General features: G+C 58.9%; 12 protein-coding genes. 10 read left to right on the top strand and 2 right to left on the bottom strand.

The features are described from left to right. Window positions 1–119: 119 nt before the first annotated feature. On the bottom strand, window positions 120–2,822 hold the full coding sequence (locus AC0IYN_RS04030) for a [protein-PII] uridylyltransferase (RefSeq protein ID WP_406598354.1): 2,703 nt from the start codon (window positions 2,820–2,822) through the stop codon (window positions 120–122). A 64-nt stretch (window positions 2,823–2,886) separates the two neighbouring features. Then, complete coding sequence (map, locus tag AC0IYN_RS04025; RefSeq protein WP_016975842.1) at window positions 2,887–3,669, bottom strand: type I methionyl aminopeptidase; 783 nt, start codon at window positions 3,667–3,669, stop codon at window positions 2,887–2,889. A gap of 387 nt (window positions 3,670–4,056) precedes the next feature. On the opposite strand from map, the gene rpsB reads away from it, so the two are divergent. The 10 genes from rpsB to AC0IYN_RS03975 all read left to right on the top strand — a co-directional run bounded on the left by rpsB (window position 4,057) and on the right by AC0IYN_RS03975 (window position 14,542). Next, on the top strand, window positions 4,057–4,794 hold the full coding sequence (rpsB, locus tag AC0IYN_RS04020; RefSeq protein ID WP_003189158.1) for a 30S ribosomal protein S2: 738 nt from the start codon (window positions 4,057–4,059) through the stop codon (window positions 4,792–4,794). Between the two features lie 191 nt (window positions 4,795–4,985). Beyond that, complete coding sequence (gene tsf / locus AC0IYN_RS04015; RefSeq protein ID WP_028619201.1) at window positions 4,986–5,849, top strand: translation elongation factor Ts; 864 nt, start codon at window positions 4,986–4,988, stop codon at window positions 5,847–5,849. Window positions 5,850–6,060: 211 nt separating this feature from the next. Beyond that, window positions 6,061–6,804 (top strand): UMP kinase, encoded by a 744-nt coding sequence (pyrH, locus tag AC0IYN_RS04010; RefSeq protein WP_003172271.1) that lies wholly within the window; start codon window positions 6,061–6,063, stop codon window positions 6,802–6,804. Continuing rightward, a complete protein-coding gene (gene frr, locus AC0IYN_RS04005; RefSeq protein ID WP_012722596.1) occupies window positions 6,801–7,358 on the top strand; it encodes a ribosome recycling factor in 558 nt (185 codons plus the stop codon). Before pyrH ends, frr begins: the two co-directional genes overlap by 4 nt. A gap of 17 nt (window positions 7,359–7,375) precedes the next feature. Further along, on the top strand, window positions 7,376–8,131 hold the full coding sequence (uppS, locus tag AC0IYN_RS04000) for a polyprenyl diphosphate synthase (protein ID WP_016974405.1): 756 nt from the start codon (window positions 7,376–7,378) through the stop codon (window positions 8,129–8,131). Next, window positions 8,132–8,938, top strand: a complete 807-nt coding sequence (locus tag AC0IYN_RS03995; RefSeq protein ID WP_078047205.1) for a phosphatidate cytidylyltransferase — start codon at window positions 8,132–8,134, stop codon at window positions 8,936–8,938. Beyond that, a complete protein-coding gene (gene ispC, locus AC0IYN_RS03990; protein ID WP_406598352.1) occupies window positions 8,935–10,125 on the top strand; it encodes a 1-deoxy-D-xylulose-5-phosphate reductoisomerase in 1,191 nt (396 codons plus the stop codon). The genes AC0IYN_RS03995 and ispC overlap by 4 nt, the downstream gene beginning before the upstream one ends. A gap of 53 nt (window positions 10,126–10,178) precedes the next feature. Continuing rightward, window positions 10,179–11,531, top strand: a complete 1,353-nt coding sequence (gene rseP / locus AC0IYN_RS03985; RefSeq protein WP_471840602.1) for a sigma E protease regulator RseP — start codon at window positions 10,179–10,181, stop codon at window positions 11,529–11,531. 74 nt (window positions 11,532–11,605) lie between these two features. After that, window positions 11,606–13,993, top strand: a complete 2,388-nt coding sequence (bamA, locus tag AC0IYN_RS03980; protein WP_078047208.1) for an outer membrane protein assembly factor BamA — start codon at window positions 11,606–11,608, stop codon at window positions 13,991–13,993. Between the two features lie 45 nt (window positions 13,994–14,038). After that, window positions 14,039–14,542 carry an OmpH/Skp family outer membrane protein gene (locus AC0IYN_RS03975; protein WP_003219314.1) on the top strand — a complete coding sequence of 168 codons (504 nt, stop codon included), beginning with the start codon at window positions 14,039–14,041 and terminating at the stop codon, window positions 14,540–14,542. Window positions 14,543–14,544 lie beyond the last annotated feature (2 nt).

The following is a 14,544-nucleotide window of genomic DNA, read 5'->3' as shown; positions in this document are numbered from 1 at the left end:
AGGCCGTGTAGGAGCTGGCTTGCCAGCGATGGCATCGCGTCGGTGTACCTGATACACCAAGGTGTTCGCATCGCCGGCAAGCCGGCTCCTACAAAGGGCGTGTTTACAAAGTTAAAAATTCATATGGTCAGGCGTGTCAGCTCGACGCCGGGTTCCTGGGTGACGCTTAGTTGTTGGACGATGGCTTCCTGCAGGCGCAGGCACAGTTCCGGGTCGGACAGCGGCTGGTTGTCGGCATCGGTAATAAAGAACACGTCTTCCACGCGCTCGCCGAGGGTCGCAATCTTGGCGTTCTGCAACGACAGGTCGAACTCCAGGAAAATCCCGCCGATGCGTGCCAGCAGGCCCGGACGATCCGGAGCGCTGAGTTCCAGCACCGTCACCGGGCGCTGGGCGTCATTGGAAATGGTCACCTGTGGCGCAAACGCAAAGTGTTTGAGTTGGCGCGGTACCCGGCGCTGGATGATGGTCGGGTAGTCGTCAGGGTTGCGCAGGGCCTCGGTCAGGCCTTCGCGGATCTTTTTCACCCGCACCGGGTTGTCGCCGATCGAGTCGCCGTCGGTGTCGAGCACAATATAGGTGTCGAGGGTGAACTGGCTGCTGGAGGTGATGACCCGGGCGTCATGGATGTTCAGGTTGAGCTGGTCCATGGCGGCCACGGTCACGGCGAAGAAATCGTGCTGGTCGGGGGCGTAGATGAAGATCTGCGTGCCGCCTTCGAATTCGCGCTGGGTGGTTTCCTTTATCAGCACCAGCGGGCCGCCATCGGCAGGCTGTTGCAGGATCGCGTCACTGTGCCAGGCCACGTCGCCGGCGGTGTGGCGCAGGAAATAATCGTCGCCCAGTTGCGACCACAGTTGCTCGACATCGTCCGGGTCGTTGCCGCCGCGCACCAGGATGTCCAGAGCGGCGCTCTGGGTGCGGCGGATCTGCTCTTCGCGGTCCACCGGGTTTTCCAGGCCACGACGCAACGCACGCTTGGTCTCGGTGTAGAGCTGGCGCAGCAGGCTGGCACGCCAGGAGTTCCACAGCGTCGGGTTGGTGGCGTTGATGTCGGAGACGGTCAGCACGTACAGGTAATCGAGGCGGGTTTCATCGCCGACGATCTGCGCAAAGTCGTGGATCACCTGCGGGTCGGACAAGTCCTTGCGCTGGGCAGTGGTCGACATCACCAAGTGGTTCTGCACCAGCCAGACGATCAGCCGGCTGTCCCAGAGGGGCAGCTGGTGGCGCTGGCAGAAGGCCTCGGCATCCACTGCGCCGATCTCGGAATGGTCACCATGCCGACCCTTGCCGATGTCGTGGTACAGACCGGCCAGGTAAATCAGCTCGGGCTTGGGCAACTTGGCCATCAACTTGCTGGCCAGCGGGAATTTCTCCGACACCTGGGTGTACTGCAGCTTACGCAGATGCTTGATCAGGTTCAGGGTGTGGGCATCCACGGTATAGATGTGGAACAGGTCGTGCTGCATCTGCCCGACAATAAAGCCGAACTCCGGCAAGTAACGCCCGAGAATGCCGTAGCGGTTCATGCGCCGCAGGTTGCGGTGAATACCGATCTTGCACTTGAACAGCTCGATAAACAGGCTGGTGTTGCGGATGTCGTTACGAAAATCGTCGTCGATCAGGTGACGGTTTTCTCGCAGCAGGCGGATGGTGTCGGCGCGCACGCCCTTGATTTCCGGCTGCTGGGCCATCAGCACGAAGATTTCCAGCATGGCGAACGGCGTGCGACGGAACACATTGTCGTTGCGCGCCTCGATGTAGCCATCATGCAGCTGGAAGCGCGAGTTGATCGGCTGCGGCGGCGCTTCATCCTCGGGGGCCAGGATCACTTCTTCGAAGTGCTGGATGATCAGGTCGCTGAGCTGGGCAATGCTCATGACGACCCGGTAATACTGCTGCATGAAGCTTTCGATGCTGGTCTTCGCGTCCTCGCCTTCAAAACCCAGCAGGGTGGCGATGGAGCGCTGGTGGTCGAACAACAGCCGGTCTTCGGAGCGCCCGGCGAGCATGTGCAGGGCGTAGCGTACCTTCCAGAGGAATTCCTGGGACGAGGCCAGCAGAGCGTTTTCGCTCTCGACCAGGAAGCCTTCGCCCGCCAGGGCGCGCAGGTTCAGGGTGCCGTATTGGCGACGAGCCACCCACAAAATCGTCTGGATATCCCGCAGCCCGCCCGGCGAGCCTTTGACGTTGGGTTCCAGGTTGTATTCGGTGTCGTTGTACTTGTGGTGCCGGGCCTTTTGCTCGGCACGCTTGGCCAGGAAGAAGTCCTTGCTTGGCCACATGTGCGCGGTGCTGGTGACGTCGAGCATGCGTTGGCGCAAGCGCTCTGGGCCAGCGATGGTGCGGCTTTCCATCAGGTTGGTGATCACGGTGAGGTCGGCGCGGGCCTCTTCGGCGCATTCGTCTACCGAACGCACGCTTTGGCCGACTTCCAGGCCGATGTCCCACAACAGGGTCAGAAATCGCTCGATGGAATCGCGAAAGATCTCATGGTCGGCGCTGTCCAGCAGGATAAGCAGGTCGATGTCGGAGTAGGGGTGCAATTCGCCACGCCCGTAGCCGCCGACCGCCACCAGGGCGATGTCGGCGTCTTCGCTCCAACTGAACTGTTCCCAGGCCTTTTGCAGGATGTTATCGACAAACCAGGCGCGGTCCTCGATCAGCCGGCGAATGTCCCGACCGCTGCGAAAGCGCTCGTCGAGCACCTCGCGGGCCTGGCGGATAGCTTTCTTGAACGCGGCGATAGGGCTCGCCTTCAGGGCCAGTTCGGCCTGGAACTGGCCACGGTCGAAGAGTTCGGGATCCACCTGGGGCATCGATCGGCTTTCCTTTCTATCTAACAGTCAGTCACAACACAGTGGGGGAAAACCTGGGTGATCCTTACGCAGAAACGCGGGGGATCGTGTCGTCCGCACGCAGCGTGAAGATCTCGTAGCCGGTTTCGGTGACCAGCAGGGTGTGCTCCCACTGGGCCGATAGCTTGCGATCCTTGGTGATCGCGGTCCAGCCGTCGCCCAGCACTTTGGTATCGGCCTTGCCCTGGTTGATCATCGGCTCAATGGTGAAAGTCATGCCGGCCTTCAGTTCCATGCCGGTGCCGGCACGGCCGTAATGCAGGATCTGCGGCTCTTCGTGGAAGACGGTGCCGATGCCGTGGCCGCAGAATTCGCGCACCACCGAAAAGCCGTTCTTTTCGGCGTGCTTCTGGATCACTTCACCGATGTCGCCGAGGCGGCAGCCAGGCTTGACGATTTCGATGGCCTTGTACATGCATTCCTGGGTCACCTGGGACAGGCGCTCGGCCCAGACCGGCACGTTGCCGACGTGGAACATGCGGCTGGTATCGCCGAAGTAGCGGTCCTTGATCACGGTGACGTCGATGTTCAGGGTGTCGCCGTCCTTCAACGGCTTGTCACCCGGAATCCCGTGGCAGACCACGTGGTTGACCGAAGTGCAGATCGACTTGGGGAAGCCCTTGTAGTTCAGCGGCGCAGGAATGGCGCCCTGCACGTTGACAATATAGTCATGGCAGATCTGGTTGAGGGTTTCGGTAGTGACGCCGGGCTTGACGTGTTCGGCGATCATTTCCAGCACGTCGGCAGCCAGTTTGCCGGCGATGCGCATGCCAGCGATGTCTTCGGCGGTTTTCAAGCTAACGGTCATACAGGCTCTCTCTAGCGCGACGCGCTGAAATCAATACGGTTTACGGGCGTGCGACAAAAGGTTACAGAATTCGCACAAGCCACAAAAAACGCGATTCTAACAGACGATGGCGTCAAATCATGAGCCTCTGATGATCGCTTCTCTCTATAAGGTAGGGCTATCTCGGCTCTATTCAAGGGGTTACACGAAAGCGTCCGGCACCAAATGTGATTGCGTGTTCCGTTTTTGTCGATGCTGTGGTATAAAATGCGCCGCTTTCCGGGGATACCCCGCAAAGCTTAAATCCACACACGTGTCGACACGATGACCTGGGTGCCGGAGGCCTTGATGCCGCTGGTTGGTCATTGGGATACGTGGAGGCCAAACCCGACTTATTAAGGAACTATCATGTCCCAAGTCAACATGCGCGATATGCTGAAGGCCGGTGTGCACTTCGGTCACCAGACCCGTTACTGGAACCCGAAAATGGGTAAATACATTTTCGGCGCGCGTAACAAGATCCACATTATCAACCTTGAAAAAACCCTGCCAATGTTCAACGAAGCGCTGACTTTCGTAGAGCGCCTGGCCCAGGGCAAAAACAAGATTCTGTTCGTCGGCACCAAGCGTTCGGCTGGCAAGATCGTTGCTGAAGAAGCAGCACGTTGCGGTTCGCCGTACGTCGATCACCGCTGGTTGGGCGGCATGCTGACCAACTTCAAAACCATCCGTGCTTCCATCAAGCGTCTGCGTGACCTTGAAGTACAAGCCGAAGACGGTACTTTCGCCAAGCTGACCAAGAAAGAAGCGCTGATGCGCTCCCGTGACCTGGAAAAGCTCGATCGTTCCCTGGGTGGTATCAAGGACATGGGCGGTCTGCCTGACGCACTGTTCGTTATCGACGTTGATCACGAGCGCATCGCGATCACCGAAGCCAACAAGCTGGGCATCCCGGTTATCGGCGTAGTCGATACCAACAGCAGCCCGGAAGGCGTTGACTACATCATCCCAGGCAACGATGACGCAATCCGCGCTATCCAGCTGTACATGGGTTCGATGGCTGACGCTGTAATCCGTGGTCGCAACCACGTTGCTGGTGGTACCGAGCAGTTCGTTGAAGAAGCTCCGGTAGCTGCCGCTGAGTAATTAGCGCCCTGGCGTTGACTCAGTAAGCAAAAAGGGGGCTTGGCCCCCTTTTTGCCACCTCGAAAACCATTTGTCGGCAGCGCAGCTACATCATCTGTAACGTGCAGCGGCCTACAAGGGTAATTCGGGAAGAATTGATCGCCCGTTTGATCGGGTGGAATGGTTGAAAACCTATCCAAGAGGATTTTGAAATGGCAGAGATTACTGCAGCGTTGGTCAAAGAACTGCGTGAGCGTACCGGCGAAGGCATGATGGATTGCAAAAAGGCCTTGACCAAGGCCGGCGGCGACATCGAAAAAGCCATCGACGACATGCGTGCTTCCGGCGCCATCAAGGCTGCCAAGAAAGCCGGCAACGTCGCTGCTGAAGGCGCTATCGCTCTGGTTGAAGACGGTAAAGCCGCCGTTCTGCTGGAAGTGAACTCGCAGACCGACTTCCTTGCCCTGCAAGACGACTTCAAGGCATTCGTTGCTGCCAGCGTCAAGAAAGCATTCGACGAGAAGCTGACCACCGTTGAGCCTCTGATCGAAGCTCAAGAAGCGGATCGCCTGGTACTGGTCGGCAAGGTTGGCGAAAACGTCAACATCCGTCGCCTGACTCGCGTTGAAGGTGATGTTGTTGGTGGTTACCTGCACGGCAACAAGATCGGTGTAGCTGTTGTTCTGAAGGGCGGCGACGTTGAGCTGGCCAAAGACATCGCTATGCACGTTGCTGCAAGCAACCCTGAGTTCCTGCTGCCTTCGGAAGTTTCCGAAGAAGCAATCGAGCGCGAAAAAGCTGTGTTCCTGAGCCTGAACGCCGACAAGATCGCCGGCAAGCCAGAAAACATCGTTGAAAACATGATCAAAGGCCGTATCAGCAAGTTCCTGGCTGAAGCGAGCCTGGTTGAGCAGGCGTTCGTCAAGAACCCTGAAGTCAAGGTTGGCGAACTGGCCAAGAAAGCCGGTGCCGAAATCGTTTCCTTCACTTACTACAAAGTAGGCGAAGGCATCGAGAAGCCGGTCGACAACTTCGCTGAAGAAGTTGCTGCCCAGCTGGCTGCCGCCAAGCAATAAGACAGTTTTCAACTGTCGCCCGAAAGAGGCTGCCCGCTCACGCGCGCAGCCTCTTTTCAAATGGGAAGGTTGATTTTAATTGGCTTCCCCTCGGAACTGGCTTACAAAGCCGTGTTCCGATGGCGCTGTGACAGCGTCCAGCTAGAGTGAACGCAAGCCGTAAACGGCTCGCCAAGAATTTTTAAAAAATACGCCGCAGGAGAGATTCGCAATGGCTCAGCAGGGCAGTGGTTATCAGGCTCGCTATAAACGCATTCTACTCAAGCTTAGCGGCGAGGCCCTGATGGGCTCGGAAGAGTTCGGGATCGATCCCAAGGTGCTCGACCGCATGGCGCTGGAAGTCGGCCAACTGGTCGGTATCGGCGTACAGGTCGGCCTGGTGATCGGTGGCGGCAACCTGTTCCGCGGCGCCGCACTGAGTGCAGCCGGCATGGATCGGGTCACTGGCGACCACATGGGCATGCTGGCCACTGTGATGAACGCCCTGGCCATGCGCGACGCCCTGGAGCGCGCCAATATCTCGGCTATCGTGATGTCGGCTATTTCCATGGTCGGCGTGACCGATCACTATGACCGCCGCAAAGCCATGCGCCACCTGAACGCCAAGGAAGTGGTGATCTTCGCCGCTGGCACGGGTAACCCGTTCTTCACCACCGACTCCGCAGCCTGCCTGCGCGCCATCGAAATCGATGCTGACGTTGTGCTGAAGGCAACCAAGGTGGATGGTGTATACACTGCCGATCCATTCAAAGACCCGCATGCCGAGAAGTTCGATCATCTGACCTACGATGAAGTGCTGGATCGCAAGCTGGGCGTGATGGACCTGACGGCTATTTGCCTGTGCCGCGACCACAAGATGCCGCTGCGCGTATTTAACATGAACAAGCCCGGCGCCCTGCTGAATATCGTACACGGCGGCGCAGAAGGGACTCTGATCGAGGAAGGCCAACAATGATCAACGAAATCAAGAAAGACGCCCAGGCGCGTATGCAGAAATCCCTGGAATCTCTGAGCCACGCATTCGGCCAGATCCGTACCGGCAAGGCGCACCCAAGCATCCTGGGCAGCGTGATGGTGCCTTACTACGGTTCCGATACCCCGATCAGCAGCGTCGCCAATATCACTGTTAAAGACTCGCGCACCCTGCAAGTCGTCGCGTTTGAGCGCAACATGCTGGGTGCTGTCGACAAGGCCATCCAGAGCGCAGGTTTGAACCTCAACCCGACCAACCTGGGTGAGTTGCTGCTGATCTCCATGCCGGCCCTGACCGAAGAAACCCGCAAGGGCTTCACCAAGCAGGCGCGCAGCGCTGCCGAAGATGCTCGTGTTGCCGTGCGTAACATCCGTCGCGATGCCTTGGGTGACCTGAAGAAGCTGGTCAAGGACAAGGAAATCAGCGAAGACGAAGAGCGTCGTGCCACCGCCGACATCGACAAGCTGACCAAGGATGCCGAGGCCCAGATCACCAAGGCCACGGAAGAAAAAGAAAAGGACCTGATGGCCGTATAAGGGGTCAGGACGCCTTCATGGAAAAGACCAAGCAGACTGTACCCTCTGTGGTGCCGCGCCATGTCGCGATCATCATGGATGGGAATAATCGCTGGGCGAAGAAACGCTTTATGCCGGGTGTAGCCGGGCATAAAGCGGGTGTCGATGCGGTACGGGCTGTGATTGAGGTGTGTGCCGAGGCCAAGGTCGAAGTGTTGACCTTGTTCGCCTTCTCCAGCGAGAACTGGCAGCGGCCCGCCGAAGAAGTCAGTGCCCTGATGGACCTGTTCTTCAAGGCCTTGCGTCGTGAGGCCAAGCGCCTCAACGACAACAACATCAGCCTGCGCATCATTGGCGATCGCTCACGCTTTCATCCCGAACTGCAAGCCGCCATGCGCGAAGCCGAGGCCATTACGGCCGGGGCCAATCGATTTGTGCTGCAGATCGCTGCCAACTACGGTGGCCAGTGGGATATCGCCCAGGCTGCACAGCGTCTGGCGCGTGAAGTGCAGGCCGGTCATCTACGGCCCGACGACATCACTCCTGAACTGTTGCAAACCTGCCTGGTGACCGGCGACCTGCCGCTGCCGGACTTGTGCATCCGTACCGGTGGTGAGCACCGCATCAGCAATTTCTTGCTGTGGCAGCTGGCGTACACCGAGCTGTACTTCTCCGACCTGTTCTGGCCGGACTTCAAACACGATGCCATGCGCAATGCGCTGGCCGATTTCGCTTCCCGTCAGCGTCGCTTCGGTAAAACGAGCGAGCAGATCGAAGCTGGAGCCCGGGTTTAAATGCTTAAACAACGAATCATCACAGCACTGATCCTGTTGCCGATCGCCTTGTGTGGGTTTTTCCTGCTCGACGGTTCCGGCTTTGCGCTGTTTATCGGCCTGGTCGTCACCCTCGGCGCCTGGGAATGGGCGCGCCTGGCGGGTTTCAGTGCCCAGTTGCCACGTGTGGTGTATGCCGCTGTCGTGGCTGCCCTGGCGTTTCTCCTGTACATCCTGCCGGACATTGCGCCGTGGGTGTTGGGGGCGGCGGTGCTGTGGTGGGCGCTGGCAACGTTTCTGGTGTTGACCTATCCGCGCACCAGCAGCCAATGGTCCAGTGTTGCCTGCAAGCTGGTGATCGGTTTGTTGATCCTGCTACCGGCCTGGCAAGGGCTGGTGGAGATCAAGCGTTATCCACTGGGTAACTGGCTGATCCTGGCGGTCATGGTGCTGGTCTGGGGGGCTGATATTGGCGCCTACTTTTCCGGTCGGGCCTTCGGCAAGCGCAAGCTGGCGCCGGCGGTCAGTCCGGGCAAGAGCTGGGAAGGCGTCTATGGCGGGCTGGCGTTGACGTTGGTGATCGCACTGGTTGTCGGTATCGTGCGTGGCTGGGCGGCGAAGGAGATTTTCCTGGCGCTGTTGGCCACGGCCATCGTCGTGTTCATTTCGGTGGTGGGTGACCTCACTGAAAGCATGTTCAAGCGCCAGGCCGGGATCAAGGACAGCAGTAACTTGCTGCCGGGTCATGGCGGTGTGCTGGACCGCATCGACAGCTTGACCGCAGCCATCCCGATCTTCGCTGTCCTGCTGTGGATGACTGCTTCGTGAGCCGCCTGCAACAAGTGACCGTGCTAGGGGCAACCGGCTCGGTGGGGCTGAGTACCCTGGATGTGATTGCGCGTCATCCTGATCGCTACCAGGTCTTCGCACTCACCGGGTTTACCCGCCTGAGCGAACTGCTGGCCTTGTGCGTACGTCATGCGCCGCGTTTCGCGGTGGTGCCTGAGGCCGCTGCGGCGCGGGGTCTGCAGGATGATCTGCGGGCTGCCGGGCTTGCGACGCAAGTATTAGTAGGCGAAGAGGGGTTGTGCCAGGTTTCGGCCGATGCCGAGGTAGACACGGTAGTCGCAGCTATCGTTGGCGCTGCGGGTCTGCGTCCAACCCTGGCGGCCGTTGACGCTGGCAAGAAGATCCTGCTGGCCAACAAAGAAGCGCTGGTCATGTCCGGCGCGCTCTTCATGCAAGCGGTGCGCAAAAGCGGCGCCGTGCTGTTGCCCCTCGACAGTGAACACAACGCGATCTTCCAGTGCATGCCCGGCGACTATGCGCGCGGCTTGAGCCAGGTGGGCGTGCGTCGAATCCTGCTGACCGCCTCGGGTGGTCCGTTCCGGCAAACACCACTGGATGAGCTGGAGCACGTGTCGCCCGACCAGGCGTGCGCTCACCCGAACTGGTCCATGGGGCGCAAGATCTCCGTGGATTCGGCCAGCATGATGAACAAGGGCCTTGAGTTGATCGAGGCCTGCTGGCTGTTCGATGCACGCCCGGATCAGGTCGAGGTGGTGATTCACCCGCAAAGTGTGATTCATTCCCTGGTCGACTACGTGGACGGTTCGGTCCTGGCGCAGTTGGGCAACCCCGATATGCGCACGCCGATTGCCAATGCGCTGGCCTGGCCGGAGCGGATTGATTCCGGCGTGGCGCCCCTGGACCTGTTCGCCGTGGCCCGCCTGGACTTCGAGGCGCCGGACGAGCAGCGCTTTCCTTGCCTGCGCCTGGCGCGGCAAGCGGCCGAGGCGGGTAACAGCGCGCCGGCAATGCTGAATGCGGCAAACGAAGTGGCCGTGGCAGCGTTTCTCGAACGGCGCATCCGCTTTCCGCAGATCGCGAGTATCATCGAGGACGTCCTGGCACTTGAGCCAGTCGTGGCGGTGAACGATCTGGGGGCGGTATTCGAGGCCGATACCAAGGCTCGGGCCCTGGCGGAACAATGGTTGAACCGCAACGCGCGTTAGTCTGCAGGCGGGGTTGAGCCTTCAGGCACTGGATTGGAATGCGGAGAAATTAGATGAGTGCGCTTTACATGATTGTCGGCACCCTGGTTGCTCTGGGTGTGCTGGTTACCTTCCACGAATTCGGCCACTTCTGGGTGGCGCGTCGTTGCGGCGTCAAGGTATTGCGCTTCTCCGTCGGTTTCGGCATGCCGCTGGTGCGCTGGCACGACCGTCGTGGCACCGAGTTTGTGATTGCGGCCATCCCGCTGGGTGGCTACGTCAAGATGCTCGATGAGCGTGAAGGCGAAGTCCCGGCGGATCAGTTGGACCAGTCCTTCAATCGCAAGACCGTTCGTCAGCGTATCGCCATTGTTGCCGCCGGCCCGATCGCCAACTTCCTGTTGGCGATGGTGTTCTTCTGGGTCCTGGCCATGTTGGGCAGCCAGCAAGTGCGTCCGGTGATCGGCGCGGTCGAGTCGGACAGTATCGCCGCCAAGGCCGGGCTGGTTGCCGGGCAAGAAATTGTTTCCATTGATGGCGAACCCACCACCGGTTGGGGCGCGGTCAATTTGCAGTTGGTGCGTCGCCTGGGTGAAAGCGGCATCGTCAATGTCGTGGTGCGCGAGCAGGATTCCACCACCGAGACCCCGCGTGAACTGGCCCTCGACCATTGGCTCAAGGGCGCTGACGAGCCTGATCCGATCAAGTCCCTGGGCATACGTCCATGGCGTCCGGCCCTGCCACCGGTGCTTGCCGAGCTGGATCCGAAAGGTCCGGCCCAGGCCGCGGGCCTCAAGACCGGCGATCGCCTGTTGGCCCTCGATGGTCAGCCACTGGGTGACTGGCAGCAGGTGGTCGATCTGGTTCGTGTACGGCCTGATACCAAAATTGTGCTGAAAGTTGAGCGTGACGGTGCTCAAATCGACGTCCCTGTGACCCTGTCGGTTCGTGGGGAAGCCAAGGCGGCCGGGGGTTACCTGGGTGCCGGGGTCAAAGGTGCCGACTGGCCGCCATCGATGGTGCGCGAGGTGAGCTACGGGCCGTTGGCGGCGATTGGCGAGGGTGCGAAACGCACTTGGACCATGAGTGTACTGACCCTCGAATCCCTCAAGAAAATGTTGTTCGGCGAGCTCTCGGTAAAAAACTTGAGTGGACCGATAACCATTGCTAAAGTGGCGGGCGCTTCTGCCCAGTCGGGCGTCGCGGATTTCCTGAATTTCCTGGCTTATCTGAGTATTAGCCTGGGTGTTCTGAATTTGCTGCCCATTCCAGTATTGGATGGGGGGCATCTGTTGTTTTATCTGGTCGAGTGGGCGCGTGGTCGTCCCTTGTCGGATCGGGTGCAGGGTTGGGGGATACAGATCGGTATCAGTTTGGTGGTCGGGGTGATGTTATTAGCCTTGGTCAACGATCTGGGTCGACTGTAACGCTTCGCTGAATTGCGAATCTGCCGCATTTTGCGGCAGTTTGTTTATTGCCAGTTGGAATAAGAAAGGACTTCATGAAACGTCTGCTGCTAACTGCGGTTCTCACCGTATTGATGATCGCCGAAGTTCACGCCGAGTCCTTCACCATCTCCGATATTCGCGTCAACGGCCTCCAGCGGGTTTCCGCAGGTAGCGTCTTTGGTGCTTTGCCGTTGAACGTTGGGGAACAGGCTGATGACCGTCGCCTGGTGGAATCCACTCGTGCGCTGTTCAAAACCGGGTTCTTTCAAGACATCCAACTGGGTCGCGAAGGTAACGTCCTGGTCATCACCGTGGTCGAGCGACCTTCCGTCGCCAGTATCGAGATCGAAGGCAACAAGGCGATCTCTACTGAAGACCTGATGAAAGGTCTGAAACAATCCGGCCTGGCCGAAGGCGAGATCTTCCAGCGCGCCACCCTCGAAGGTGTGCGTAACGAGCTGCAACGCCAGTACGTTGCCCAGGGTCGTTATTCTGCGACCGTGGAAACGGAAGTGGTCCCGCAGCCGCGTAACCGTGTCGGCCTCAAGGTCAACATCAACGAAGGCACCGTGGCGGCGATTCAGCACATCAACGTGGTGGGCAATACCAAGTTCGCTGATGACGACCTGATCGACCTGTTCGAACTCAAGACCACCAACTGGCTGTCGTTCTTCAAGAACGATGACAAGTACGCCCGTGAAAAACTCTCCGGTGACTTGGAGCGCCTGCGTTCCTACTACCTGGACCGTGGCTACATCAACATGGATATCGCTTCGACCCAGGTGTCCATCACCCCGGACAAGAAGCACGTCTACATCACCGTCAACGTCAACGAAGGCGAGAAGTACAAGGTTCGTGACGTAAAACTGAGCGGCGACCTTAAAGTACCTGAAGACCAGGTCAAGGCGCTGTTGCTGGTGCAGAAAGACCAGGTGTTCTCGCGCAAGCTGATGACCACCACTTCCGAACTGATCACCCGCCGCCTGGGTAACGAAGGCTACACCTTCGCCAACGTCAATGGCGTACCGACGCCGCACGATGATGACCACACCGTGGACATCACCTTTGTCGTCGACCCGGGCAAGCGTGCCTACGTGAACCGTATCAACTTCCGCGGCAACACCAAGTCTGCGGACGAAGTGCTGCGTCGTGAAATGCGCCAGATGGAAGGTGGCTGGGCGTCGACCTACCTGATCGACCAGTCCAAGACCCGTCTCGAGCGCCTGGGTTTCTTCAAGGAAGTCAACGTCGAAACCCCAGCTGTACCGGGTGTGGATGACCAGGTTGACGTGAACTACGCCGTTGAAGAACAAGCATCGGGTTCCATCACCGCCAGTGTCGGCTTCGCACAGAGCGCCGGTCTGATCCTCGGTGGTTCGATCACCCAGAACAACTTCCTGGGTACCGGTAACCGTGTGTCCATCGGCCTGACGCGAAGCGAATACCAGAGCCGATACAACTTCGGTTACACCGACCCCTACTGGACTGCTGACGGTGTGAGCCTGGGCTACAACGCCTTCTACCGCACCACCGACTACAAAGACCTCGACGTTGACGTTGCAAGCTATGCGATCGACAGCCTCGGTGCCGGTGTCAACGTTGGTTACCCGATCAGCGAGACCTCGCGCCTGACCTTCGGCCTGACTGCGCAACAGGATGAAATCAAGACCGGTGTATACACCGTGGACGAAATCTTTGACTTCACCCGTCGTGAAGGCGACAAGTTCCTGAACTTCAAGGCGTCTGCCGGCTGGTCCGAGTCGACCCTGAACAAAGGTGTACTGGCTACCCGTGGTCATTCCCAGAGCTTGACCCTGGAAACCACCACGCCGGGCAGTGACCTGTCGTTCTTCAAGCTCGACTACCGTGGCCAGTTGTTCACGCCGTTGAGCGACAACTACACCATGCGCCTGCACACCGAATTGGGCTATGGCGATGGTTATGGTTCCACCAATGGTCTACCGTTCTACGAGAACTACTACGCGGGTGGCTTCAACTCCGTACGTGGCTTCAAGGACAGCACCTTGGGCCCACGTGGTACGCCAAGCCGTGGTGTGGGTGTAACCGGTAACCAGGGTACTGTGGCTGACTCTGACAATGACCCGCTGCCGTTCGGTGGTAACGTGTTGATCCAGGGTGGTGCGGAGATCCTGTTCCCGCTGCCGTTTGTGAAAGATCAGCGTTCCCTGCGTACGTCGGTATTCTGGGACGTGGGTAACGTGTTCGACTCCAAGTGCGAGCAGATCCGTAACCCGAGCGGCGTGAAGTCCGACACACAGTGCAACGACGTGAGCCTCAGTAACCTGGCAAGCTCCGTGGGTGTGGGTGTGACCTGGGTGACTGCGCTTGGCCCATTGAGCTTTGCTCTGGCCATGCCGATCAAGAAACCGGATAACGCTGAAACCCAGATTTTCCAATTCTCCCTCGGCCAGACGTTCTAAGCGTCTGTCCCAAGATAACGACAACGGATTCTGTAGGAGTACATCGTGCGTAAGTTGACTCAATTGGTTCTGCTGGCAACCGTGCTGGTAGCGACCCCGGCCTTCGCCGAAATGAAAATCGCCGTGCTGAACTATCAGATGGCCCTGCTGGAATCCGATGCGGCCAAGAAGTACGCCGTGGACGCCGAGAAGAAGTTCGGTCCGCAACTGACCAAGCTCAAGACCCTGGAAAGCAGCGCCAAGGGCATCCAGGACCGCCTGGTAGCCGGTGGCGACAAGATGCAGCAAGGCGAGCGCGAGCGTCTGGAGCTTGAATTCAAGCAAAAGGCCCGTGACTACCAGTTCCAGTCCAAGGAGCTGAACGAAGCCAAGGCTGTTGCTGATCGTGAAATGCTGAAACAGCTGAAGCCGAAACTCGACAGCGCTGTGGAAGAAGTCATCAAGAAAGGTGCCTTTGACCTGGTGTTTGAACGTGGCGCTGTAATCGACGTCAAGCCTCAATACGACATCACCCGCCAGGTGATCGAGCGCATGAACCAGCTGAAGTAAGC

The sequence above is a fragment of the Pseudomonas sp. AC112 genome (genome assembly GCF_979253545.1).
Note: the sequence above shows the minus strand (reverse complement) of the source record. Positions and strands in the feature narration are given on the sequence as shown.

What these genes read in the sequence shown, in the direction of transcription:
- map (WP_016975842.1), bottom strand. Translation starts at nt 3,669, where the DNA reads ATGACCGTTAGCTTGAAAACCGCCGAAGACATCGCTGGCATGCGCATC.
- AC0IYN_RS03995 (WP_078047205.1), top strand. Translation starts at nt 8,132, where the DNA reads ATGCTTAAACAACGAATCATCACAGCACTGATCCTGTTGCCGATCGCC.
- frr (WP_012722596.1), top strand. Translation starts at nt 6,801, where the DNA reads ATGATCAACGAAATCAAGAAAGACGCCCAGGCGCGTATGCAGAAATCC.
- rseP (WP_471840602.1), top strand. Translation starts at nt 10,179, where the DNA reads ATGAGTGCGCTTTACATGATTGTCGGCACCCTGGTTGCTCTGGGTGTG.
- AC0IYN_RS04030 (WP_406598354.1), bottom strand. Translation starts at nt 2,822, where the DNA reads ATGCCCCAGGTGGATCCCGAACTCTTCGACCGTGGCCAGTTCCAGGCC.
- tsf (WP_028619201.1), top strand. Translation starts at nt 4,986, where the DNA reads ATGGCAGAGATTACTGCAGCGTTGGTCAAAGAACTGCGTGAGCGTACC.
- rpsB (WP_003189158.1), top strand. Translation starts at nt 4,057, where the DNA reads ATGTCCCAAGTCAACATGCGCGATATGCTGAAGGCCGGTGTGCACTTC.
- uppS (WP_016974405.1), top strand. Translation starts at nt 7,376, where the DNA reads ATGGAAAAGACCAAGCAGACTGTACCCTCTGTGGTGCCGCGCCATGTC.
- pyrH (WP_003172271.1), top strand. Translation starts at nt 6,061, where the DNA reads ATGGCTCAGCAGGGCAGTGGTTATCAGGCTCGCTATAAACGCATTCTA.
- bamA (WP_078047208.1), top strand. Translation starts at nt 11,606, where the DNA reads ATGAAACGTCTGCTGCTAACTGCGGTTCTCACCGTATTGATGATCGCC.